This window comes from [Micrococcus luteus] ATCC 49442, assembly GCF_010367585.1.
Taxonomy (GTDB): Bacteria; Actinomycetota; Actinomycetes; order Actinomycetales; family Micrococcaceae; genus Arthrobacter; species Arthrobacter luteus_A.
The window spans coordinates 4538655-4560483 of record NZ_JAAAXP010000001.1 but is presented as its reverse complement, the minus strand read 5'-3'; the positions used below and the strand labels follow the sequence as shown (position 1 = coordinate 4560483).

Here is a 21829-nt window from a genome sequence, read left to right as displayed (position 1 = left end):
AATGACTCCGCAGTGCTACCATCCGGTTCCGCTATATGACCCGGGGCCGGGGCCGACCATACAATGACGTTGTTGACGGCACGTTGATGGTCAGCTGCCAGGCAAAGCCCACCGCTATATGAAGGCTGAAGGTAAACAGGGAAGACGCAAATATCTACGATACGGCAAAACCAATTACGTGTCTACCCCACAACCGCAGGTTTTGCAAGCACTGATTTTTTGGCGCGAACCCGGGCATCAGAGCGTCAGCGTAACGCCCTCCGCGGTGCAGGCTCCGGCGTTCGCAAAGACTGCATCCCGCACAGCGTCCTTTGACGCCTGCTCCGGTTCTCCCCCGCTACTTACAACGGACGAGTGGTCAATGGCAAGGGCACCCAGCGTAGTGAACAGAGCTTTCAGGTTCCCTGAGTAGTTGTCCTTAACATCCCTGGCTGCCCGGTAAACGTCCTCGTAGGCGTTGCGGTCAGCGGCGGCCGCCCGGTACTCGACGTAGAGCGAGTTAAACAATTCGCACGCTTCCCTGGTCCCGCTGGTCTGCGGCTGCGCCGAGGCGGACGAGCGCGACGGCGACGCCTGGGCCGGTGCCGCGGCGTACGTCACGGGGGTGGTCTCCGAGGCGGCGGGAGCGGATACGCTGCAAGCGGTGAGTCCCACGAGACCGGCCACCGCCGCCGCTGCGAGGATTTTTTTCAAGGTTTTACTCTGCTCCCTGTGTTGTGCGCTGCGATAATGCATCGCGTTCGCCGTCCACCCTACTGACGCTGCCGCCGCCGCGCACGCCCACACCATGGGCACAACTCCCCCACCGCCGGCGGGGCAAGGGCCCGGCGCAGGAATGGGCCGGGAGGCCGCAACGTTCTGGTAGTTAGGTGATGATGCTCACGATAGCCTTGGCCTACATCGCAAAAGAATGGAAGAGATAACCATGGGCAATACCCCGGACAACACTGACGTTGTCATCCTTTCAGGCGTTCGGACCCCGCAGGGCCGCCTCAACGGGCAGCTGGCGTCCTTCACCGCCGTCGAACTCGGCGCACACGCGATCAGGGCCGCGCTGGCCGCGAGCGGCGTGGACGCCGGCAAGGTGGACGCGGTCATCATGGGCCAGGTGCTGCAAGCCGGTGCCGGCCAGAACCCCGCGCGGCAAAGTGCAATTGGCGCCGGGATCGGCTGGAATGTTCCCACCGTCACCATCAACAAGGTGTGCCTGTCCGGCCTGACCGCCATCATCGACGCCGCCCGCATGATCCGCAGCGGGGACGCCACCGTGGTGGTAGCAGGCGGCCAGGAATCCATGACCCGGGCACCCCACATCCTGCCCGGATCCCGCCAGGGCTGGACCTATGGCTCCATCCAGGCATTGGACGTTGCGGCGCACGACGGCCTGACCGACGCCTTTGATGGCGAGTCCATGGGGCTGTCCACCGAGACGCGTAACCTGACGCTTGGCATCGACCGCACCTCACAGGACAATGTGGCTGCCCAGTCCCACCAGCGTGCGGCACTGGCTGCCAAGGACGGAATCTTCGACAACGAGATCGCCCCCATCAGCATCAAGCAGCGCAAGGGCGATCCTGTGGTTGTTTCCACTGACGAAGGCGTGCGGCCCAACACCTCCATCGAAACCCTGGCCGGGCTGCGGGCCGCGTTCGTCACCGACGGCACCATCACGGCGGGCAACTCCTCGCCCCTGTCCGACGGCGCCTCCGCACTGGTGCTTACATCACGCCGGTATGCGGAGGACAACGGCCTGGAATACCTGGCCGTTGTGGGCAAGCCCGGCCAGGTCGCAGGTCCGGACAACTCCCTGCATTCCCAGCCGTCAAACGCCATCATGAACGCCTTGGACCGGGCCGGCTGGACGACGAAGGACCTGGACTTCATCGAAATCAACGAAGCCTTCGGTTCCGTGGCGGTGCAGTCGCTGAAGGACCTTGACTACCCGCTGGAGCAGTGCAACCTCCACGGCGGAGCCATCGCCCTGGGCCACCCGATCGGGGCCTCCGGCGCGAGGCTGGCCCTGCATGCAGCCCACGAACTCAAGCGCCGAGGCCACGGCAAGGCAGCGGTGTCTCTGTGCGGCGGCGGCGGTCAGGGCGAAGCCCTCCTGCTGTACCGCGACTGATGGGCAGGACTGATGGCCAGGACTGACGGAGGCAGGACTGACAGTGAGGCGAAACTAATGGTGAAGGAAGCCGGGAACGGAAGCGCCGCCGTCGGACGTGAACGCTTCCTGGCCGATGCCGCCGCGCGCGGCCTTGAAGTGCAGATCGTGGAGCGGATGGCCGCGCGCAGCCTTGAGGAGGCGGCCGGGATCCTGGGCATCACGCCGGCGGACATTGTGAAGTCGCTGGTGGTCAAGCACAAGGACGGGACGTTCCTCTTTGCGCTGATCCCGGGCGACCGGCAGATCTCGTGGCCCAAGCTGCGTGCCCTGGTGGGGGTCAACAAGCTGTCGCTGCCGCCCGCGGACGTTGCGTTGGACGCAACCGGCTACGAACGGGGCACCATCACACCCCTGGGCAGCACCAACCCGTGGCCTGTCTACGCCGACTCCACCATCACAGGCCGCCGGATTTCCATGGGCGCGGGCGAGCATGGCTACAGCGCCTTTGTAGAAGCCGACGCGCTTACATCAGCCCTCGGCGCCGTCGTCGCAGATATCTCGGACCCCAACCCCATGTAGGTAGCAGTAGATGTCGTTATGAGGGCTCAAAACGACATCTGCTGCTACCCAGTTGGGGGTTAAACGCAGGAAAACCCCGCCCAACTGGCTGGCAGTGGGGCGGGGTTTTCCGTGAAGCAGCGTGAGTTACTTGAGGGTAACGGTAGCGCCGGCAGCCTCGAGCTGCTCCTTTGCCTTTTCGGCAGCTTCCTTGGTGACGCCTTCGAGAACAGCCTTCGGAGCGCTGTCAACAACGTCCTTAGCTTCCTTCAGACCCAGGGAAGTGATGGCGCGAACTTCCTTGATCACTGCGATCTTCTTTTCGCCAGCTGATTCGAGAACGACGTCGAATTCGGTCTTCTCTTCAGCTTCTTCAGCGGCGCCGCCACCGGCGGGGCCGGCAACAGCAACAGCAGCTGCAGTTACTTCGAAGGTCTCTTCGAAGAGCTTGACGAACTCGGAGAGCTCGATGATGGTCAGTTCCTTGAAAGCTTCAATGAGCTCTTCGTTGGTGAGCTTCGCCATGGTGTGGCGTCCTTCCTATAGGTGGTGCTTGGCGGCCTGGGCCGTTGCCTTCGCACCGGAGTCTGGTGGGTAAAGAGAAACTAGTTCTCTTCGGCAGCGGGTGCATCGGCGGGAGCCTCTGCAGCCGCTTCGGGGGCTTCTTCAGCTGCAGGAGCTTCTTCAGCGGCGGGAGCCTCGGCAGCTGCCGGTGCACCGTTCTCTTCTTCAAGCTTGAGGCGCAGTGCGTCAATGGTGCGTGCAGCGGCGGCAGCAGGAGCCTTGAGGATGCCTGCAACCTTGGCGAGCTGCAGCTCGCGGGACTCGAGTGCTGCCAGGGCAACAACTTCGCTCGCGTTCAGTGCCTTGCCCTCGAAGTAACCGGTCTTGATAACCAGCTGCTTGTTGGCCTTGGCAAAATCCGTCAGGCTCTTGGCAGCGGCAACTGCGTCACCCTTGATGAACGCGATTGCAGTGGGGCCGGAGAGCTGGTCGTTGAATGCTTCAACGCCGGCTTCCTTGGCTGCAATGGCGGTCAGGGTGTTCTTGACGACCGAGAACTTGGTGTCCTGGCCGAGAGAAACACGCAGCTGCTTGAGCTGTGCAACGGTGAGCCCACGGTATTCGGTCAGGACAGCGGCGTTCGATTCCTTGAAATCGTTAGTGATCTCAGCTACTGCTGAAACCTTTGTAGGCGTTGCCATAACCCTCCTTCCGGGGATAGTGCCGGTATGCGACGGTCCCCGCTCAGGTGAGCTAAAACTAAAAAACGCCCCGCGCAGATGCACGGGGCTTGGCTCAACATGGCTTATGCCGTGGAGCGTTGCTTCGTTCACCTGCGCCGGCCGCCCTATGTTCAGGGTCCTTCGTCCAGAAAAACACTTGATCTCCCGAGCGCAACTGCAGAGTTGAGCTGAGTTCAGGAGAGTGGATTTCCAACAACCGACGGTCTTTGGTAGTTCAAGCGTACGGGACGCCCTGCCCGTCCGCCAAATTGGCCCTCAGCTCTTGCTGGTTCCAAGGAACGGGAGTTCCTTTTCCCAGATGCCTGTCACACCGGCCGTGGTGAAGCCCAGCTGCTGGTTGACGGTCAGCAGGTACCTGTTTTCCGGCGCGTTCCAGGTGTAGATCACGCGGGCATCGGGGAACTGCTCGGTAAGCCGTTCCATGTTTGCCACTTTGATCAGCAGGCCAAGCTTGTTGCCGCGGTGCTCCTGCAGGACCAACGTGTCATCCTGGAAAACCACATCCGGCCGGTGGGCAAGCACGCTGATGGTGGTCAGGCCCACCAGCGTTCCGGACGCCAGATGCTCGACGGCGGTGACCACCGTCCGCCTCCCCTGCGCAATGGTGACCTCCTCCGCTTCACGGAGGATCCGGCCGTCGAACACCATATCCGGCTCAACCGGAGGTTCCAGGGAAGGGTCGACGACGGCGCCCGCCTGGTTTTCGAGCGTAGCCACCGCTTCCAGCCACTCGTCCGGGCAGCGGTCCGTCCAGTGGTGCAGCCGGTAGCGGCCGTTATTGGCCTCGTCCGCTTCCGCCTGCAGCTCAGCCACCAGCTTCGTATCCAACGGCAGCGCACAGGAACTGAACTGCTCGATGTGCTGGAGCGTGTAACCGGATTTACGGGCGAACTCGACTTCCGGGCTTTCCAGCGGCACAAACCCCTGCCCGGAACCGGGAACCAGCTGCGCCCTCTCGAACTCGTGCAGCGAGGCGCCGGGATGGTTGGTGTCCACCAGGATCTGGGTGCGGCCTTCATTGCGGACCAGGTGTTCAGCGGCCAGCAAAAGCTTGCGGCCCACCCCCTGCCGCTGGATTTCGGGCAGGATATCCAGGGTGAACTCGGCCAGGTCCAGGTTGTCCGTCAGCGGCAGGGCGATGTCCACGGTGCCCACGATCTGTCCGTCCACCTTGGCCACGAGGATAATCTGCCGTTCATAAGGGTCCGCGAGTTCGAGGAGCTTTTCCAGCGGCGTATAGGCGAGGTCATCGCTGCCCCACGTCTGCATCCTGACCTTGCGGCCCACTTCCACCGCGGCCAGGAAGTCCGCCGCGTCCGGCGCGTCGAGGGAGTCCGGAATCCACAGCTGCTCGATCCGCACGTCTTTAGCCCTCAGGGGCATCATCCCAGCCGTTTCTGCCATTCACCCTCATAACCAGCAGGCTTGAAACCAAGCGTTATATTGATCGCCAGCATATGCTGGTTTTCCACAGCATTCCACGTCAGGACCGAGCGCGCTGCCGGCCAGCGGTCCTGGGCGGCCCGCAGGTTCGCAGCTTTGATCAACAGGCCCAGTTTCCTTCCCCGGTGCTCCGCGGACACCAGGGTGTCCTGCTGCGTGATGCTGGCAGGAACGCCTGCCCGCCAGTTCAGGACCGTGTAGGCAACGAGCTCGCCGGATTCTTTATGCATGGCAGCTGCGACTTGGATCTGCACCCCGCCCCGGCTGTTCGACCGCTCCTCAAACCGCACCCTCTCCGGGTCCCAGTCTTCGGCCTCCCAGCCGAGCCCGGCAGTGGGCACATCGGTGCTCATGCGGTTTCTGAGGACCGCGTATTGGGCCACGAGTTCGTCCGGGCACACGTCTCCCCAGGTGATCAGCCCGTAGCCGTCCGCCCGCAGGGAAGCCACTGCTGTGAGTTCTTCCAGGCGCTCCGGCGGGACCGGAAGCGCTAGGCGGCTGGCCCGCTCCACCTGCTCCAGGTCATAGCCTCCTGCTACGGCAAAGGCGATGGTGGGGTCATCAAGCGGGAGTCCTCCTGCCCCGGATTTGGCCGGCAGAAGCCGTTCTGCCCTGTCCACTGCTTCCGCCGGCAGCTCACAGTAGCCATCCAGCGACGTCCTGCCCCTAGCGACGGCCACGGCTTCCGCATACTCCAGCAGCCGGCGTCCCCGGCCCCGCCGCCGGAAGCCGGGCGCCACCAAAACGTTGATTCCGGCGGTGGCAGTGTTTTCCCGAAGGGGCAGCGACACCGAGCACGTGCCCACCGCCTCCCGGCCCTCCCTCGCGATGAAGACCTGCCGCTCCTCGTAGTCGCTGCCGCGCCAATACTCCATATCCTCCAGGAGGGTAGGGCACCGCTCGAGGTTGCCCCACTTCTCCAGATGGTGCGCTTCGAGCAGCGCGTGGCACTCGTCGAAGTCCGTGGCAGCGCCCGGACCTGGGCCGCTGACCTGGGTGCCGCCGTCGGGCGATGGCGGGATCGCGACTCGGGTGATGGCCAGCGAGGTCATCACCCCAGCCTAGCCATCCGGGCGGCTTAGCCGAAGGAAAATTAAGCAAAAAGGGACCGCCCGGCGTGGTGCCGGACGGTCCCTTTGGTGCCGGACAAGCCCGGCTGGAGTCGCTGTGAGGATTAGACCTCGGTCAGGACCTTGGTGACGTTGGGGTCAACGGAGATGCCCGGACCGAACGTGGTGGCCACGGTGGCCTTCTGGATGTAGCGGCCCTTGGAAGCGGACGGCTTCAGGCGAAGGACCTCTTCCAGTGCTGCTGCGTAGTTCTCGGCCAGCTTGATGGCGTCGAAGGAAACCTTGCCGATGATGAAGTGCAGGTTCGAGTGCTTGTCGACGCGGAAGTCGATCTTGCCGCCCTTGATGTCGTTGACAGCCTTTGCGACGTCAGCGGTCACGGTGCCGGTCTTCGGGTTCGGCATCAGGTTACGCGGACCCAGGACCTTACCGAGGCGGCCAACCTTGCCCATGAGGTCAGGGGTGGCGACGGCGGCGTCGAAGTCGGTCCAGCCGGCTGCGATCTTCTCGATCAGGTCATCGGAACCAACGAAGTCGGCGCCGGCAGCGATTGCTGCCTCAGCCTTGTCGCCGGTAGCGAAGACGAGGACGCGGGAAACCTTACCGGTGCCGTGGGGCAGGTTGACGGTGCCGCGGACCATCTGGTCAGCCTTGCGAGGGTCAACGCCCAGGCGGAAGGCAACCTCAACGGTGGCGTCGAACTTGGACGGGTTGGTGTCCTTGGCGAGCGTTACTGCCTCGAACGGCGCGTAGAACTTCTCCGCGTCGATCTTGGCGGCTGCTGCCTCATATGCTTTGCTGCGCTTTGCCATGCTGCTTATTTCTCCTTGTGCAGTTGTGGTCTGCGGACCGCGCTGGGCCCTGCCACAGTCGGATGATCGGGGCTTGTTGTCCGTGCCCCGGTGTCCAACATTTCAGTTTCGGTGGTGCCGGTTTCCCGGCGGTGCCGCCCGTCGTCGTGATCGGTTTCCCGAACCCGACTTTGGGCAGCGAGGGAATTAACCCTCGACGGTGATACCCATGGAGCGGGCGGTGCCGGCGATGATCTTCGCTGCGCCTTCGAGGCTGGTGGCGTTGAGGTCTTCCATCTTGGTGGTGGCGATCTCGTTGACCTGTGCCTGCGTCAGCTTGGCAACCTTGACGGTGTGCGGGGTGGGTGAACCCTTGGCAACGCCTGCAGCCTTTTTGATGAGCTCTGCAGCCGGCGGGGTCTTGGTGATGAACGTGAATGAACGGTCCTCGTAGACCGTGATTTCCACGGGGATAACGTTGCCGCGCTGGGCTTCTGTGGCAGCGTTGTACGCCTTGCAGAATTCCATGATGTTGACACCGTGCTGGCCAAGCGCAGGACCGATCGGCGGGGCCGGGTTAGCGGCGCCTGCCTGGATCTGCAGCTTGATGAGGCCGGTGACCTTCTTCTTGGGAGCCAATGTAAGGTCCTTCTCTCAATATCTTCCTGGGACACAGGAGCGTGCCTCAGGTTGTTGGCCGCCATGGCGAGGCGGCCGGCCGTTCCGGGGCTGCTAAGCGGGCAGTCCGGAACGAATTCTGTGCGGGTTGCTAGATCTTGCTGACCTGGTTGAACGCCAGGGTGACAGGAGTTTCGCGTTCGAAGATCGAGACCAGCACCACGAGGGTCTGGGATTCAATCTTGATCTCGGAGATCGTGGCGGGGAGGGTCTCGAACGGACCTTCCTTGACGATGACGGACTCGCCAACCTCGAAGTCGACGTCCACGGGGGTCTGAGCCTGCTTGTTGACCGGCTTGCCCTTCTCGGCCTGCTCTTCTTCGAAGACCGGAGCGAGCATGGAGAAGACTTCATCGAGGCGCAGCGGCACCGGGTTGTGGGCGTTGCCCACAAAGCCGGTAACACCCGGCGTGTGGCGGACGGCGCCCCACGAAGCATCCGTCAGGTCCATGCGGACCAGGACGTAGCCGGGGATGCGGACGCGGTTGATGATCTTGCGCTGGGCGTTCTTGATCTCAACGACTTCTTCCATGGGCACTTGGATTTCGAAGATGTAATCTTCCATGTCCAGGGTCTGGATGCGGGTCTCAAGGTTGGCCTTGACGCGGTTTTCGTAGCCGGCGTAGGAGTGAATGACGTACCAGTCACCCTCCTGGCGGCGCAGCTTGGCTTTGAATTCGTCGGCGGGGTCCACCTCGGCCTTTGCGGCCGCGGCTGCCAGCGCATCGGCGTCGTCGCCTTCAGCAGCGTCGCCTTCTGAATCGGAATCCTCTTCAGCGGCATCCTCCGCTGCGGCATCGTCGGCAGCTTCAGACTCGTCGTCGGCGTCGGCGGATTCGGGCGCAGCGGACTCGACCTCGGACTCTTCACCGGTTTCGACCGTGGGGGCCGCCGTGTTGTCCGTGGACTCTTCCAGCTCAGTCTCGGTTACCTCGAGCTCCTGCTCAGACACTTGGTCTCCTGCTTCCTCATTGCCTAACATGCCTATTTAAATGGCTCAATTCCGCACACCGTGTGGTTTCTTACCGGTTACCCGGTCAGTGCCACGCGGCCTGCGGACGGTGCGCCTTAGCGATCCCCGGGGGCAATCCCGCCGAAGACCCAGCTGACCGCGGTTCCAAAACCGAGATCCAGCAGGCTGACGATGACCATCATGATGGCCACGAAAACCAGCACCACGAGCGTGTAATTGATCAGTTCCTTGCGGGTTGGTGCAACAACCTTCTTCAGTTCGCCGATGACCTGGCGAATGAAGAGTGCAATACGAGCGAAGAAGTTTGCCTTGGCGTCCTTCTTAGCTGGGCGGCCCTTGGAGCTGCTGGCAGCTGTTTCGGTCACCTGGTCCTCGCTCATCTTTGCAATGGTGGATTACCCGGTCCTGATCAGAACCATGGTTACTGCGCGTGTTCCGGCGGCATACCGCCGGAACAGCTTGCGCAGGGCAGACAGGACTCGAACCTGCAACCTGCGGTTTTGGAGACCGCTGCGCTACCAATTGCGCCACTACCCTATGGGAGGAAATACGAAACCTTGCCGCGATTGCCAGCTTTCACTGGGGCGCACGTCATCATCCGTGTTTCAACACCGGTGAACCAGTCTACGCAACAACTTCGTCTACGTCGAACCAGCTCGTTTCGGACCTTCGTTCCGCCTTCAGATGCGCCCCTGGCCTGCAGTCACATCCACGCCGACAATCCGATCGATCCGCTGAACAGCATAGAGTAGATCTCGTCGATTTCCACCATTCAGCCTCCGGGCTGCAAGCGAAGAACGGACCCGCCATGTCTTCCGCCCGCGTTTCCAAGCGCATATCCGCCATTGCCGAATCCGCAACCCTGGCCGTAGACGCCAAGGCCAAGGCGCTCAAGGCAGCCGGCCGGCCGGTTATTGGCTTCGGCGCGGGCGAGCCGGACTTCCCCACCCCGGACTACATCGTGAAGGCGTCCATTGAGGCTGCCGGCCAGCCCAAGTACCACCGCTACTCGCCCGCCGGTGGCCTGCCGGAGCTGAAGAAAGCCATCGCTGAGAAGACCCTCCGCGATTCCGGCTACGCGGTGGACCCGTCCCAGGTGCTGGTGACCAACGGCGGCAAGCAGGCCGTGTACAACACGTTCGCCACGCTGGTGGATCCGGGCGACGAAGTCATTGTTCCCGCTCCGTTCTGGACCACCTACCCGGAGGCCATCCGGCTCGCCGGCGGTGTTCCCGTTGAGGTTTTCGCCGGGCCTGAGCAGGACTACCTGGTCACCGTTGAGCAGCTCGAAGCCGCCCTCACGGAGAAGTCGAAAATCCTCCTGTTCGTCTCGCCGTCCAACCCCACCGGCGCCGTGTACTCCCCCGAACAGGTCGCCGAAATCGGCAAATGGGCTGCCTCGAAGGGCCTCTGGGTGGTCACCGACGAGATTTACGAGCACCTGACCTATGACGGCGTTCCGTTCACCTCCATCGCCACCGCCGCCCCTGAACTGGGCGACAAAGTGGTCATCCTCAATGGCGTGGCCAAGACGTATGCGATGACCGGCTGGCGTGTGGGCTGGATGATCGGCCCGGCCGATGTCATCAAGGCCGCCACCAACCTGCAGTCCCACGCCACGTCCAACGTGTCCAACATCATGCAGATCGCCGCCCTCGCCGCCGTCTCCGGCCCGCTGACCGCCGTCGACGAGATGAAGGTGGCCTTTGACCGCCGCCGTAAGGCGATCGTTGCCGGCCTCAACGCGATCGACGGCGTGGAATGCCCGACACCGAAGGGCGCCTTCTACGTGTACGCGGACGTCCGCGGGTTGCTGGGGAAGGAATTCCCGACGGCGGCAGGCACCGCGACGCCGTCGACCTCCGCCGAACTGGCGGCCCTGATTCTCGACGAGGTGGAAGTGGCAGTGGTTCCGGGCGAGGCCTTCGGCCCCTCCGGCTTCCTGCGGCTCTCCTACGCCCTGGGCGACGAGGATCTGGCCACCGGCGTGCAGCGCCTGCAGGACTTCCTCGGCAAAGCCAAATAGGACGCTCTCTCACTTAACGCAGGAAAAACCGGATCGCTCTATCACTCTCTTGAGGAGAGTGAGAGAGCGATCAGGTTTAAGCCACATTAAGTGAGAGAGCGTCCGAGGGGGCGGGGGGTTAGAGGAGGCGGCGCTCCGCGGCCCACTTGGTCAGCTCGTGGCGGCTGGACAGCTGGAGTTTGCGCAGCACCGCGGACACGTGGGTTTCCACGGTCTTGATGCTGATGAACAGCTCCTTCGCCACTTCCTTGTAGCTGTATCCGCGCGCGATCAGGCGCATGACTTCCAGCTCGCGGGCGGAGAGCTTATCCAGCTCGTCGTCGGCGATGTCGGCCGGCGCCGTTCCGAAGGCGTCCAGCACAAAGCCTGCCAGCCTGGGTGAGAAGACGGCGTCACCGCCGGCTACCCTGAACACGGCGTCGGTGATCTCACGCCCTGAAATGGTTTTGGTGACGTACCCCCGGGCCCCTGCCCGGATGACCGCCACGACGTCCTCGGCGGCGTCCGACACGCTGAGGGCCAGGAACTTCGTGGTCCCCAGCAGCGCGGCGGAGCCGGCGATGACCTCACGCCCGCCGCCGCCCAGGCCGCCGGGAAGGTGGACGTCCAGCAGCACCACCTCGGGCCGCTCCCGGGCGATCACCGCAATGGCCTGCTCCACCGTGGCGGCCTCCCCCACAACCTGGATGCTTGCATCGAGGTCGGCTTTGAGGCCGGACCGGAAAATGGCGTGGTCGTCCACAATGACCACCCGGACGGTCTGGGCCGGGCGAACGGGGCCTGTTCCCTGCGTGTTGCTCATGATGATCTTCCTTCTGCATTGTCCGGCTGGCGCGTGGTGTCCTGCTGCCGCCCGTTGTCCGTCTGACGCCCGTTGTCCGGCAGGCGCGCCGGGAGACCCAGCCGCACCTCCGTGCCGTCCGGCGTGCTTGCGATGGAGGCCGTCCCGCCGTGGCGCTTCATACGTCCGATGATGGATTCCCTGACGCCCAGCCGGTCCTCGGGCACGTCGTTGAGGTCGAAGCCGGGGCCCCGATCCTTCACGAATACTTCAGCCCGGCCGTCCGAGACCTCCAGGTACACGGAGACGGTCCCGCCGCCGTGACGGGATGCATTCAGCATGGCTTCGCGGCTGGCCTGGACCAGGGCTTCGTGGGCCTCGGTCATGGACGTATCCCCTACGCTCACCACCTCCACGGCGTTGCCCAGGACGTCTTCCACCTCGGCCGCGGCGGCCTTGATCCGGTCCGAAAGCTGACCGGCTTCCTTGCCCGGATCCTGGAACAGCCAGCCCCGCAGCTCCCGCTCCTGAGCCCTGGCCAGGCGCACCACATCATGTTCGTTGGCGGCCCGCCGCTGGATGAGGGCAAGGGTCTGCAGCACGGAATCGTGCAGGTGGGCCGCGATCTCGGCCCGTTCAGTTTCCCTGATTCTGCCTGCGCGCTCCGTTTCCAGGTCGCGCCAAAATTTGAGTGCCCACGGCAGCAGCACGAGTACCACACCACCCAGCACCGCCACCGAGGCCAGCAGCGCCAGCCAGGTCTGTTCCCAGGAACCGGAACCGGACACCATCACCAGCACGCCGGCCACGACCAGCGCCAGGCCGGCCGCGAGGCGCGCCCAGCCGCCCGCCTGATCGGCTTTGGTTTTGTCGACCAGCCCGGCACGGCGGCTCTCATCGAGCTGCATCCAGGCGATGGCGGCGCCGCCGAGCACAGCCGCGGCGGGAATGAGGGTCCCCAGTGGTACGTCCACGCCGAGGAGTTGGGCGATCATAATGCCGGCAACCAGCAGAAGGCCGGCTCCTAGCAGGATCTCCTTGCCGTACCGCATGCTGCGGAACCGGAACCACGGCGGACTCACGCCCGTTCCGTACGCGGCGGCGGAAGCACCGGCGTCGGGCACTTCCCACGGTGCGGCCACGGCGGGCAGCCCCGGGAGCTTCGACGTTGCGGGCGACGGCGCGAGGCTCACCGTCGGGGCAATGGGCGACGCCGGCCGCTTGGCGTTGCGCCGGGCACTTTCGTCTGCGGTGGGGACCATAATCCACAGCCACGCGTAAAACGCCAGACCGGCGCCCCCGGCCAGGGTTGCGAGCGCCATGCCGAGCCTGACGTTTTTCACCGGCCAGCCCAGATGCGCCGCGAGTCCGGAGCATACGCCCGCGATGACGCGGTCGGGGCTACGGACCAGCGGTGGGCGGGTCATGGCGGTGGTCATGTGTCAATCCAAGCATGGATCAGGGTTCCCCGGACCCGGTTCAGGCCGGAACCGGGGGTAACTCAGGGACGGGTCAGGGTGTTCCCCAGTAGAGCCGTACCGCCCCGAACGGCAGGATCGAAGTATGAACTCGCAGATCCCTACCCCTGACGACGGCCAGCCCACGGAACCCCTCCCACCCCGCGGACCGGACCAACCCACCGAACCTCTCCTGCCGCCCCCGGCTGCAGGCCCCTACGCCGCTCCCCTAAGCCCCGGCCAGCCAACTGACTTCTTCACGTGGATCCGGAGCCACGGCATCCAGCGCGGACGCGACCGGTGGATCGGCGGCGTCTCCAGCGGCATCGCGAACCGGATGGGCATCGACCCGCTGATTGTCCGCGGCATCTTCATCGTGCTGACGCTTTTCGCCGGCGTCGGCGTCCTGCTCTATGGCATCGCCTGGGCCTTCCTCCCGGAGCCCGATGGGCGCATCCACGTCCAGGAAGCGGGCGCGGGCAGATGGTCCAGCGGCATGACCGGCGCCCTGGTCACCGCCGTGGTGGGCCTTACCGGGCTGGGCGGCGGATTCTGGGGCTGGAGCCGCAACGGCTTCGGCGGCTTCCTCTGGACCGTCTTCTGGGTGGGCGGCGCCATCTACTTCATCTACTACCTGACACAACGCAACAAGGTCCAGAACGGAGCTCCCATGAACGCCACACCACAGCCGGCGGGTGCCAGCGGAGACGCCTCCTTCACCGCGCCTTACCCACGAACCACCTACCCCACGGCCCCGTACACCTCGCCGTACGCCGCCACTGATACGGCCGGGACGCCTCCCTACACACCCGCGCCGCCTTCCGGTCCCACCCCGCCCTCCAGCGGAGCGTTCCCCGGCGGCGACAAGTACGGAAGCGGCGATGCGTACGGCGGCGGAGGCAGCTACGGCGGCGGTAACTACGGCGGCTACCAGCCCCCGCAGGGACCAGGCAAGACGCCGCAGATCCGCCCCTCCGGCCCCGGCGCCCCCGCCGTTGCCGTCACAGCGGGCGCAGCGCTGCTGGTCGGCGGCGGCCTCAAAGCCCTCGATGCAGCAAACGTGATCAACCTCGGTGACGCCGCCAACGCCATCGTCTGGGCCAGTGGTGCAGCAGTGGTCGGGTTGGGCATCCTCATCGCCGGCCTTCGCGGAAAGACGGCCGGGATCCTCAGTTTCTTCGCCGTAGCGGCCCTCATCACCGGCGGCATCTACAACGTGGTGGGCAACAGCGACAGGGTCCGCTTCACCGAAGTCGATTGGACACCGGTCAGCGTGGAACAGGCGCGGAACGGCTTTGACATCACCGCCGGCCGCGGCACGCTCGATCTCACCGAACTGAACCTCACCGCGCCGCTGACGACCGAAGTTGTCGTTCCCCTGGACGTCACGGCCAGCAACGTCACCGTGGTGATCCCCGACGACGTCCCCGTGAAGATCGAAGCCGACATGACAATGGGCAACATCCACGAGGGCAGCAACAACCGCGGCGGCATCACCACCCGGGAAAGTACCTACAACACCGACAAGCCCGGAGCCAGCCTGGTTGTGGAGATCGACGGCACCTTCAGCAACATCACTATCGAGGAAGGAAACTGACGTGAGCAGTTTTGATCCGGTACCGGATTCATCCAAGTCAGAAAGCACGACGGCGGCAGGCCAGTCCGGAGCCGACGCACCGCAGCAGCCATCCGCCCGCGTGGGAACCATAGTATGGGCCCTCATCGTCCTGGCGCTGGCCGCCCTGATCATCGTGGCCCAGCTGGGCGTGGTGACCCTGAACGGCACCTATGTGCTGATCGGGCTCATGATCGGGGCCGGGGCAGCCCTTGTGATCGGCGGCCTGCTGTCGGCCCGGAAACGTGACAACGAACCCACAACAGGGAAGTCTTGAGCCATGGACAAGTTTTTCAGCATTGTCAGGGGCTTCGGCCTGAAACGCGGGCCGGAACGCTGGCTGGGCGGCGTGTGCGGCGGCCTCGCCGCCAAGCTCAACGTGGATGTGGCGTTTGTGCGGATCGCCTTCCTCATCTTCTGCCTCCTCCCCGGCCCCGCGGTGGTCTTCTACCTCCTCGCATGGCTGGTCCTTCCCGACCAGCAGAACTCCATTCCGCTGCAGAGCTTCCTGGACAGCCGCTCCCTCGGCGGACGTTAAGCACCCCGTTGCACACCAGGCCCCCGTTCCGGAGACACCCTCCAGGAACGGGGGCCTTGTGTAACCGGTTTGTGTCGTAACGCACACCACCGACTACAATCTAGGTTGAGCTCAGCGTGGCGCTCTGCCCGTACGCCCTTCAATAAGGATTTGAGCAGAGAAATGAAAATTGGAATTCTTACCAGCGGTGGCGACTGCCCGGGACTCAACGCGGTCATCCGCGGAGCGGTCCTCAAGGGCATCGCCATCCACGGCCACGAATTCGTAGGCTTCCTGGACGGCTGGCGCGGTGTGGTTGAAGGCGACATCATCGATATTCCCCGCACCATGGTCCGCGGCATCGCCAAGCAGGGCGGCACCATCCTGGGCACGTCCCGCACCAACCCCTTCGAAAACGGCGGCGGCCCTGAAGTCATCAAGGCCCACATGGACCGCCTCGGCATCGACGCCATCATCGCCATCGGTGGCGAAGGCACACTGGCTGCCGCGAAGCGCCTCACGGACGCCGGCCTCAAAATCGTCGGGGTTCCCAAGACGGTGGACAACGACCTCGACGCCACCGATTACACCTTCGGCTTCGACACCGCCGTCCAGATCGCCACCGAGGCCATCGACCGCCTCCGCACCACGGGCGAGTCCCACCACCGCTGCATGATCGCCGAGGTCATGGGCCGCCACGTGGGCTGGATCGCCCTGCACGCCGGGATGGCGTCCGGTGCGCACGCCATCCTGATCCCGGAACAGAAGGTCAGCATCGAACAGATCACGGAGTGGGTCCAGGAAGCCCACGACCGCGGCCGCGCACCCCTGATTGTCGTGGCCGAGGGCTTCGTTCCGGAGCACATGGAATCCCCGCATTCAGAGCGCGGTCTTGACACCTTCGGCCGGCCCCGTCTGGGCGGCATCGCGGACCAGCTCGCGCCGGAGATCGAGGCCCGCACCGGCATCGAAACCCGGGCCACCATCCTGGGCCACATCCAGCGCGGCGGCGTCCCCTCAGCTTTCGACCGTATCCTCGCAACGCGCCTGGGCATGGCAGCCATTGATTCCGTGGTGGAAGGCTACTGGGGCACCATGGTGGCCCTCAAGGGCACCGACATCGAGCACGTCGGCTTCGAGAAGGCCCTCGGCCAGCTGAAGACAGTTCCCCAGAAGCGCTACGACGAAGCGGCCGTCCTGTTCGGTTGAGCCGCGCACGGCGCCTAGGCTGGGGATATGACTCTTGACCCGGGTTCCGCCGCCATCATCCAGCTCGCTTGGGCCCGGCACCTGGGGCTCGACGACGGTGCTTTCGCAGCTGCCCTGACGTCCGGTGAGCGGGTGGTCAGGGCGGACGAAGCTGCAAAGACCGTGGAATTCGTGAGGCTTTTCGGCAGTTCAGCCCTGGTGGGCCCGCAGTGGGTCATTGACGCGGCGGCCGGCATCCCCGACGACGAGATGGCCCAGCACGTGACCCTCCTGACCCTGACCCGCTCGCACGGCGGCCACGGCCTCGGTGCTGCCGCACTGTTCTTCGCAGACGACCTGCCGCTCCGGCAGCCGTCCGAGGAACTGACCGTCTCGCCCGGCAACCCTGAGGCGATCGAGCTCGAAGGGCTGTGCCCGCCGGACGACGTCAACGAAGTGGGACTCTCCGACCTCGAAAACAGGTACACCATCGTGCACGAGGTCGACGGCCGCCGGGTTCCCGTGGCGTGTGGTGCCTACGCGGAATGGGAGGGCCTGCTGGCCCATCTGGGAGTGCTGGTGGACCCCGAGTGGCGCCGGCGCGGCCTGGGCTCCCTTGCCGCGTCGATCGCCGCCCACGAAGCACTGGCCGCGGGGCTTACTGTCCAGTGGCGCGCTGAAGTCAGCAACACCGGAGCCGTCGCCCTGGCGAGGAAGCTGGGCTTGGCTGCCGGCGGCATCCAGACCAGTGTCCACCTGGGCTGAACTGCCGCTACACGGGCCGGGTGGAGCTCTCCGAAACCGCAGCTGCCGGTGCCTCTCCGGCACCCCAGCCATCAACGGGCTTTGGTTTGGCGAAGAACAGCGTCACAGCCGCCCCAAGCAGGATCACGGCCGCCGGCAGCATGATGGACTGGCCCATCGCCGTCGAGAAGCCCTCCTGAAGTGCCTCGGGCAGAGCCCCGGCGAACGACATGGGGCCGCCGCCTGCGGCTTCTCCGGGTGCCGCGGGGAGTTCAGCGGCGAGCCTGGCCTGGATCAGCACGGCTATCGCGGCACTGCCCAGCACGGCCCCGATCTGCCGGGTGGTGTTGTAGACGCCTGATCCGGCACCGGCCTGGCGCGGCGCCAGGTTCCGGGTTGCGGTGGTGCTCAGCGGAGCCCAGATCCCCACGTTGGCCAGGCCCAGGACGGCGCTGGGGAGCAGGAAGATCCAGATGGGCGTGTCCGGGTGCATCAGTGCCGAGTTCCAGAAGAGCGCCACAGACATCAGGACCAGGCCGGCGGCGGCGATGTACTTCGGGTTGACGCGGTCGATGATCCTTCCCACCACCGGGGCAAGCCCGCCGGATATCACGGCCATGGGAACCATCATGAGCGCGGACTGGGTTGGCGTCAGGCCGCGGACCATCTGGTAGTAGAAGATCTGCGGGAGAGTAAAGGCAGTGATGGTGAAGCCCACGGTGGTGATGCCGATGTTGGCGAGGGAGAAGTTGCGGTCCCTGAAGAGGGCCAGGGGCAGCAGCGGCTCGCCCTTGTTGAACCGTTGCCAGAGCACAAACACCGCCAGCACGGCGATGCCGGCAATGACGAGCCCCCATACGGTGATGGGACCGGTGATGGTCCCCCAGTTGTAGGTCTCGCCTTCCTGGATTCCGAAAACCAGCAGGAACAGCCCGACGGCGCTGAGCAGGACACCGGGAATGTCGAACTTATGCGGGTGGGTGCTGAGGGACGGCACGAACCGCCAGGCCAGGATGAAGCCGACGATGCCCACCGGAACGTTGATGAAGAAGATCCACTCCCAGCCCAGGCCATCCACCAGGACGCCGCCCAGGATGGGCCCCACGAGCGTCGCCAGGCCGGCAGTTGCTCCCCAAATTCCCATTGCCGGGCCGCGCCGGTCCGGCGGGAAGATGCGGGTGATCACGGCCATGGTCTGCGGGGTCATGATGGCAGCGCCAAGGCCCTGGAGGACGCGCGCCATGATGAGTGACTGGACGTCCCCGGACAGTCCGCACCACAGCGACGCCAGCGTGAAGACCGTCAGGCCTGTCAGGTACAGCCGCTTCGGCCCGAAGCGGTCGCCCAGCCTGCCCATGATGAGCAGCGGGACGGCGTACGCGAGCAGGTACGCGCTGGTCACCCAGATGACGGAGTTGATGTCCGCGTTAAGGCCCTCCATGATCCGCGGATTCGCTACGGACACGATGGTGGTGTCGATCAGGATCATGAAGAACCCGATCACCAGTGACCAGAGGGCTGGCCAAGGCCTCGCCACGCTCTCCAAGCGTCAGGCTCCCAGCAGATCGAGGATGTCCGCACGGGCGAACATCTTCGCCGCGTCACGGGCAGACGGGGTGCCGGCGTCGGGATCTGCACCGGCCTCCAGCAGGAGTTTGGCGACGTCCGTGTATCCCTTGAAGGCCGCGCCGGCCAGCGGTGTCTGGCCGCGGTCGTTGGCCGTGTCAGCCTCTGCCCCGTGCTGGAGGATCAGCTCCACGGTCCCGGCATGTCCGTGGTAGGCGGCCAGCATCAGGAGGGAATCGCCGGCCGCATTGGTCATGGAAGCCGGCGCCCCTGCTTCCAGGTACGCGCGCAAAAGCCCGGTGTCTCCCTCGCGGGCGGCCTGGAAGAGCTTCTCCGCCAGCGCAAGCGTTTCCTCGTCAGGCGCCTGGCTGGCAGGCCCTTGCCTGAGGGATTCAGAAGCGTCGGATGCGGTGTTTTCGGTCATGAGCGGGTCCCCTTCAAGAATCCTGTCTGACGCCCTACAACCTGGCCGGCGTCGGGGGCAACAATCACTTCCTGGGCGGCGATATAGGGTTCGTCTCCGTCCAGCACCGTCAGTGTTTCATCCGGTGCCACCGGCCGCTTAATGACTGCCAGGGCGACGGGGCCCATTTCGTAGTGCTGGGCCACAGAGGTCACCGTTCCGACCTTCCGCTCGCCCAGCATGACCGGGCTGCCCGGTGCCGGCATGGTGTGCTGCGAGCCGTCGAGCTGCAGGAACACCAGGCGCCGTGGCGGATGGCCGAGGTTGTGCACCCGGGCGATTGTCTCCTGGCCCTTGTAGCAGCCCTTGGCCAGGTGCACGGCGGTGCGGAGGAGGTCCAGTTCGTGCGGGATGGTTTTGTCGTCCGTTTCCGCGCCGAGCCGGGGACGCCAGGCAGCGACGCGGAGGGCTTCGGCGGCCAGCATGCCGGCGAGCGGGCGGTCCCCCAGCGTCTGCTCCAGCTGGGCGGCCGGCACCAGGTACTCGATCCAGGGCCGTTCCAGCCCGGGATGGTCAGCTTCCGCCACCACGGAATACGCGTAACCGCCTGCGCCCACGTGGGGCCAGGGATCACGCCAGGCCAGCAGCCCGGCCCAGTCAGGCACATCCTTGGTGCTGCCGAGGACGGCCCAGTCACCGGAGACATCATTGATTTCGACGCGGAGCATGAACTTCATTTTGTTCAGCCACTCAGCCAGCGGGGCAGCCTCGGCGGCCTCGACGATCAGCCAGGTGGTTTCGCCGTCATCCACTACCCGGGCGTCAAACTCGATCCGCCCCTGGACGCTGAGCAGGAGCAATTCGCTCGAATCCCCCGGCTGCAGGCCGGTGACCTGCTGCGAAGACAGCGTGTTCAGCCAGGTCAGCCGGTCCGGGCCGCTGACAGTGACCACACCGCGGTGGGAAAGATCGACGACGGCGGTGCCGGCCGCGAGGGCGCGCTGCTCGCGCAGCGGCTCCCCGTAGTGGGATGCGACGCCGGCGTCCGCGCCGGTGGCCTCGACCGCGCCAGGGCGCGACAGGAGTGGGCTGGGGGTAGTCATACTGGGGGAACGTCCTTTAGTCAGTGAGTATTCCGGTCCCGTTCCGGCGAGTGCCCCGGCCCGGGGGTGCGGGGGCAGGGACCCGGTGCGGCGATGCGAGGTGAGGGCGGGTATCAGCGGTATTCCGGATTTTCGAAATCGAAGCGTGCACCGGTTTCCCATTCTTCCGGAAGGTTGCCGTAGGCGGGAATCCCGCCGGCATCCTTCAGCATCCTGGCGAAATGCAACAGGTTCCAGGTCATAAACGTGGTGTTGCGGTTGGTGAAGTCTGACTCAGGGCCGCCGGAGTCGTCGTCCAGGTAGCTGGGACCAGGGCCGACGGCTCCTATCCACCCGGCATCGGACTGGGGCGGGATGGTAAAGCCGATGTGCTGAAGGCTGTACAGGACGTTCATGGAGCAGTGCTTGATACCGTCTTCGTTGCCGGTAATCAGGCACCCGCCCACCTTCGGATAGAAGGCCCACTGGCCTTTGTCATTGAGTTCCCCGGAGTGGGCGTAGAGCCGTTCAATTAGCTTCCTGGTCTGCGAGGAATTGTCCCCCAGCCAAATTGGGCCGGCCACAACCACGATGTCTGCTTCCTGCACCGCGGGATAAAGTTCCGGCCACTCATCGGTGGACCAGCCGTGCTCCGTCATGTCCGGGTACACGCCGCTGGCGATGTTGTGGTCCACCGTCCTGATCACGCGCGTGCTGACGCCCTGCTTTTCCAGGATCAGGCGGCTGACCTCGATGAGGCCCTCAGTGTTGCTGGTCTCCGGTGACCGCTTCAGCGTGCCGTTGAAGAACAGCGCCTTCAGGTCGCTGTAATCGGTGGTGTTCTGCGCTGCAGCCATGATGCTCCCGGGTTCACACAGGTACGGTTCGCCCGTACGGGCCAGTGACGCTGTGGAAGCTCAGTCTACTGATCGCCGGCGAAGTAGTGCCGGGTCAGGACACTTTCTTTAGGAAGGCGGAAGCATGCGCCTCAAGGCCTGTTCCGGTCTGTCCGGTGCCGCCTGTGGCAACGTCCCAGCGCCAGAGCAGGTTGCCGTCCACCAGTCCGAAGATCCTGGTGGCAGCGCTGTAATCCTTGGAATGGCTGCCGCGCATCACCATGTCCGTGGTGAGCTGGATCTGCGGGCCCTTGATCTGCCCGTAGTAAAGCTCAGAGATCCCGCCGGGGTGGGCGATGGACACGGAGATGTCGAAGCCGCCGTCCTTGTTGCGCAGGGCTTCGACTTCGTCGGCGCTCTTGAGTGCCGGGACGATGTCTGCCGGAATCAGGCCCGGACCGCCGTCGGCATCGAGCTGTTTGCGCTCAAGCGCCCAGAAGCCGGTCTCAACCGTGAGTGGCCGCAGGCGGGTGCCGTCGTCGTCCGTCAACCAGCTTTCCGCCCGATACTGCAGGTACGGCAGGCCGTTGTGCGTGAAGGAGACGTGCTGGACAAAGTGTTCAGAATCTTCGTCACCGCTGCCAAGCCGGCCGCTGCCTTCCCACTCACCGATGAGCCAGGAAAGCGGAACAAGTTCCGGTGTCAGGTCTGTTGGAATTTCAATCGGCACAACAATTACCTCAGAAA

24 protein-coding genes and 1 tRNA gene are annotated in these 21829 nt (G+C 64.8%); 8 read left to right on the top strand and 17 right to left on the bottom strand.

The genetic code is table 11. From position 1 onward, the window contains the following. Nucleotides 1–237: 237 nt before the first annotated feature. Complete coding sequence (locus GUV69_RS20800) at nucleotides 238–693, bottom strand: hypothetical protein (RefSeq protein WP_164205876.1); 456 nt, start codon at nucleotides 691–693, stop codon at nucleotides 238–240. 232 nt (nucleotides 694–925) lie between these two features. Here GUV69_RS20800 and GUV69_RS20795 point away from each other — a divergent pair, with 232 nt between their 5' ends. Beyond that, entirely contained in the window at nucleotides 926–2125 is a 1200-nt protein-coding gene (locus GUV69_RS20795) for an acetyl-CoA C-acetyltransferase (RefSeq protein WP_164205874.1), read from the top strand. Nucleotides 2126–2182: 57 nt separating this feature from the next. After that, on the top strand, nucleotides 2183–2686 hold the full coding sequence (locus GUV69_RS20790; RefSeq protein WP_164205873.1) for an aminoacyl-tRNA deacylase: 504 nt from the start codon (nucleotides 2183–2185) through the stop codon (nucleotides 2684–2686). Between the two features lie 126 nt (nucleotides 2687–2812). On the opposite strand, the gene rplL is transcribed toward GUV69_RS20790, so the two are convergent. The 9 genes from rplL to GUV69_RS20745 all read right to left on the bottom strand — a co-directional run bounded on the left by rplL (nucleotide 2813) and on the right by GUV69_RS20745 (nucleotide 9404). Continuing rightward, nucleotides 2813–3190 carry a 50S ribosomal protein L7/L12 gene (rplL, locus tag GUV69_RS20785; RefSeq protein ID WP_164205871.1) on the bottom strand — a complete coding sequence of 126 codons (378 nt, stop codon included), beginning with the start codon at nucleotides 3188–3190 and terminating at the stop codon, nucleotides 2813–2815. Between the two features lie 80 nt (nucleotides 3191–3270). After that, entirely contained in the window at nucleotides 3271–3870 is a 600-nt protein-coding gene (gene rplJ / locus GUV69_RS20780; RefSeq protein ID WP_164205869.1) for a 50S ribosomal protein L10, read from the bottom strand. A 297-nt stretch (nucleotides 3871–4167) separates the two neighbouring features. After that, the gene (locus tag GUV69_RS20775) at nucleotides 4168–5316 is read right to left on the bottom strand and encodes a GNAT family N-acetyltransferase (protein WP_164205867.1); all 1149 of its coding nucleotides are present in this window, start codon (nucleotides 5314–5316) and stop codon (nucleotides 4168–4170) included. Continuing rightward, nucleotides 5295–6407: a GNAT family N-acetyltransferase gene (locus GUV69_RS20770; protein WP_164205865.1), complete on the bottom strand. Its 1113-nt coding sequence runs from the start codon at nucleotides 6405–6407 to the stop codon at nucleotides 5295–5297. The genes GUV69_RS20775 and GUV69_RS20770 overlap by 22 nt, the downstream gene beginning before the upstream one ends. A 122-nt stretch (nucleotides 6408–6529) precedes the next feature. Further along, the gene (gene rplA, locus GUV69_RS20765; RefSeq protein WP_066293317.1) at nucleotides 6530–7237 is read right to left on the bottom strand and encodes a 50S ribosomal protein L1; all 708 of its coding nucleotides are present in this window, start codon (nucleotides 7235–7237) and stop codon (nucleotides 6530–6532) included. A gap of 186 nt (nucleotides 7238–7423) precedes the next feature. Beyond that, nucleotides 7424–7855 (bottom strand): 50S ribosomal protein L11, encoded by a 432-nt coding sequence (gene rplK, locus GUV69_RS20760; protein ID WP_024365990.1) that lies wholly within the window; start codon nucleotides 7853–7855, stop codon nucleotides 7424–7426. Nucleotides 7856–7985: 130 nt separating this feature from the next. After that, nucleotides 7986–8846: a transcription termination/antitermination protein NusG gene (gene nusG / locus GUV69_RS20755; protein WP_164205863.1), complete on the bottom strand. Its 861-nt coding sequence runs from the start codon at nucleotides 8844–8846 to the stop codon at nucleotides 7986–7988. Nucleotides 8847–8962: 116 nt separating this feature from the next. Beyond that, on the bottom strand, nucleotides 8963–9247 hold the full coding sequence (secE, locus tag GUV69_RS20750; protein WP_164205861.1) for a preprotein translocase subunit SecE: 285 nt from the start codon (nucleotides 9245–9247) through the stop codon (nucleotides 8963–8965). Between the two features lie 84 nt (nucleotides 9248–9331). Continuing rightward, nucleotides 9332–9404, bottom strand: a tRNA-Trp gene (locus GUV69_RS20745). A gap of 271 nt (nucleotides 9405–9675) precedes the next feature. Between GUV69_RS20745 and GUV69_RS20740 the strand changes: the two genes are divergently transcribed. Then, a complete protein-coding gene (locus GUV69_RS20740) occupies nucleotides 9676–10893 on the top strand; it encodes a pyridoxal phosphate-dependent aminotransferase (RefSeq protein ID WP_164205859.1) in 1218 nt (405 codons plus the stop codon). 118 nt (nucleotides 10894–11011) lie between these two features. Here GUV69_RS20740 and GUV69_RS20735 read toward each other — a convergent pair whose 3' ends face one another. Then, nucleotides 11012–11695, bottom strand: coding sequence for a LuxR C-terminal-related transcriptional regulator (locus tag GUV69_RS20735; protein WP_164205857.1), 684 nt, complete (start codon nucleotides 11693–11695; stop codon nucleotides 11012–11014). After that, on the bottom strand, nucleotides 11692–13113 hold the full coding sequence (locus GUV69_RS20730) for an ATP-binding protein (protein ID WP_164205855.1): 1422 nt from the start codon (nucleotides 13111–13113) through the stop codon (nucleotides 11692–11694). Before GUV69_RS20730 ends, GUV69_RS20735 begins: the two co-directional genes overlap by 4 nt. Before the next feature lie 124 nt (nucleotides 13114–13237). On the opposite strand from GUV69_RS20730, the gene GUV69_RS20725 reads away from it, so the two are divergent. The 5 genes from GUV69_RS20725 (at nucleotide 13238) to GUV69_RS20705 (ending at nucleotide 17216) form a co-directional block, all read left to right on the top strand. After that, nucleotides 13238–14728 carry a PspC domain-containing protein gene (locus tag GUV69_RS20725; RefSeq protein WP_164205853.1) on the top strand — a complete coding sequence of 497 codons (1491 nt, stop codon included), beginning with the start codon at nucleotides 13238–13240 and terminating at the stop codon, nucleotides 14726–14728. Nucleotide 14729: 1 nt separating this feature from the next. Beyond that, complete coding sequence (locus GUV69_RS20720; RefSeq protein WP_223883726.1) at nucleotides 14730–15023, top strand: hypothetical protein; 294 nt, start codon at nucleotides 14730–14732, stop codon at nucleotides 15021–15023. A 3-nt stretch (nucleotides 15024–15026) separates the two neighbouring features. Next, nucleotides 15027–15284, top strand: coding sequence for a PspC domain-containing protein (locus GUV69_RS20715; RefSeq protein WP_164205851.1), 258 nt, complete (start codon nucleotides 15027–15029; stop codon nucleotides 15282–15284). Nucleotides 15285–15446: 162 nt separating this feature from the next. Next, the gene (locus GUV69_RS20710; protein WP_164205849.1) at nucleotides 15447–16472 is read left to right on the top strand and encodes a 6-phosphofructokinase; all 1026 of its coding nucleotides are present in this window, start codon (nucleotides 15447–15449) and stop codon (nucleotides 16470–16472) included. A 27-nt stretch (nucleotides 16473–16499) separates the two neighbouring features. Further along, complete coding sequence (locus GUV69_RS20705) at nucleotides 16500–17216, top strand: GNAT family N-acetyltransferase (protein WP_164205847.1); 717 nt, start codon at nucleotides 16500–16502, stop codon at nucleotides 17214–17216. A 7-nt stretch (nucleotides 17217–17223) separates the two neighbouring features. Here the strand turns inward: GUV69_RS20705 and GUV69_RS20700 are convergent, their stop codons facing one another. The 5 genes from GUV69_RS20700 to GUV69_RS20680 form a co-directional block, all read right to left on the bottom strand. Then, nucleotides 17224–18741 (bottom strand): DHA2 family efflux MFS transporter permease subunit, encoded by a 1518-nt coding sequence (locus GUV69_RS20700; RefSeq protein WP_164205845.1) that lies wholly within the window; start codon nucleotides 18739–18741, stop codon nucleotides 17224–17226. A 3-nt stretch (nucleotides 18742–18744) separates the two neighbouring features. Then, on the bottom strand, nucleotides 18745–19185 hold the full coding sequence (locus GUV69_RS20695) for an ankyrin repeat domain-containing protein (protein ID WP_164205843.1): 441 nt from the start codon (nucleotides 19183–19185) through the stop codon (nucleotides 18745–18747). After that, nucleotides 19182–20267, bottom strand: coding sequence for a CAF17-like 4Fe-4S cluster assembly/insertion protein YgfZ (gene ygfZ, locus GUV69_RS20690; RefSeq protein WP_164205840.1), 1086 nt, complete (start codon nucleotides 20265–20267; stop codon nucleotides 19182–19184). The genes GUV69_RS20695 and ygfZ overlap by 4 nt, the downstream gene beginning before the upstream one ends. 113 nt (nucleotides 20268–20380) lie before the next feature. Continuing rightward, complete coding sequence (locus tag GUV69_RS20685) at nucleotides 20381–21103, bottom strand: flavodoxin family protein (RefSeq protein WP_164205837.1); 723 nt, start codon at nucleotides 21101–21103, stop codon at nucleotides 20381–20383. 94 nt (nucleotides 21104–21197) lie between these two features. After that, a complete protein-coding gene (locus tag GUV69_RS20680; RefSeq protein ID WP_164205835.1) occupies nucleotides 21198–21812 on the bottom strand; it encodes a nitrobindin family protein in 615 nt (204 codons plus the stop codon). Nucleotides 21813–21829: the final 17 nt, after the last annotated feature.

Bases quoted from the DNA above. Each gene is read 5' to 3' on its own strand.
- GUV69_RS20795 (WP_164205874.1), top strand. From the start codon at position 926: ATGGGCAATACCCCGGACAACACTGACGTTGTCATCCTTTCAGGCGTT.
- GUV69_RS20790 (WP_164205873.1), top strand. From the start codon at position 2,183: ATGGTGAAGGAAGCCGGGAACGGAAGCGCCGCCGTCGGACGTGAACGC.
- rplL (WP_164205871.1), bottom strand. From the start codon at position 3,190: ATGGCGAAGCTCACCAACGAAGAGCTCATTGAAGCTTTCAAGGAACTG.
- rplJ (WP_164205869.1), bottom strand. From the start codon at position 3,870: ATGGCAACGCCTACAAAGGTTTCAGCAGTAGCTGAGATCACTAACGAT.
- GUV69_RS20775 (WP_164205867.1), bottom strand. From the start codon at position 5,316: ATGGCAGAAACGGCTGGGATGATGCCCCTGAGGGCTAAAGACGTGCGG.
- GUV69_RS20770 (WP_164205865.1), bottom strand. From the start codon at position 6,407: ATGACCTCGCTGGCCATCACCCGAGTCGCGATCCCGCCATCGCCCGAC.
- rplA (WP_066293317.1), bottom strand. From the start codon at position 7,237: ATGGCAAAGCGCAGCAAAGCATATGAGGCAGCAGCCGCCAAGATCGAC.
- secE (WP_164205861.1), bottom strand. From the start codon at position 9,247: ATGAGCGAGGACCAGGTGACCGAAACAGCTGCCAGCAGCTCCAAGGGC.
- GUV69_RS20740 (WP_164205859.1), top strand. From the start codon at position 9,676: ATGTCTTCCGCCCGCGTTTCCAAGCGCATATCCGCCATTGCCGAATCC.
- GUV69_RS20735 (WP_164205857.1), bottom strand. From the start codon at position 11,695: ATGAGCAACACGCAGGGAACAGGCCCCGTTCGCCCGGCCCAGACCGTC.
- GUV69_RS20730 (WP_164205855.1), bottom strand. From the start codon at position 13,113: ATGACCACCGCCATGACCCGCCCACCGCTGGTCCGTAGCCCCGACCGC.
- GUV69_RS20725 (WP_164205853.1), top strand. From the start codon at position 13,238: ATGAACTCGCAGATCCCTACCCCTGACGACGGCCAGCCCACGGAACCC.
- GUV69_RS20715 (WP_164205851.1), top strand. From the start codon at position 15,027: ATGGACAAGTTTTTCAGCATTGTCAGGGGCTTCGGCCTGAAACGCGGG.
- GUV69_RS20710 (WP_164205849.1), top strand. From the start codon at position 15,447: ATGAAAATTGGAATTCTTACCAGCGGTGGCGACTGCCCGGGACTCAAC.
- GUV69_RS20705 (WP_164205847.1), top strand. From the start codon at position 16,500: ATGACTCTTGACCCGGGTTCCGCCGCCATCATCCAGCTCGCTTGGGCC.
- GUV69_RS20695 (WP_164205843.1), bottom strand. From the start codon at position 19,185: ATGACCGAAAACACCGCATCCGACGCTTCTGAATCCCTCAGGCAAGGG.
- ygfZ (WP_164205840.1), bottom strand. From the start codon at position 20,267: ATGACTACCCCCAGCCCACTCCTGTCGCGCCCTGGCGCGGTCGAGGCC.
- GUV69_RS20685 (WP_164205837.1), bottom strand. From the start codon at position 21,103: ATGGCTGCAGCGCAGAACACCACCGATTACAGCGACCTGAAGGCGCTG.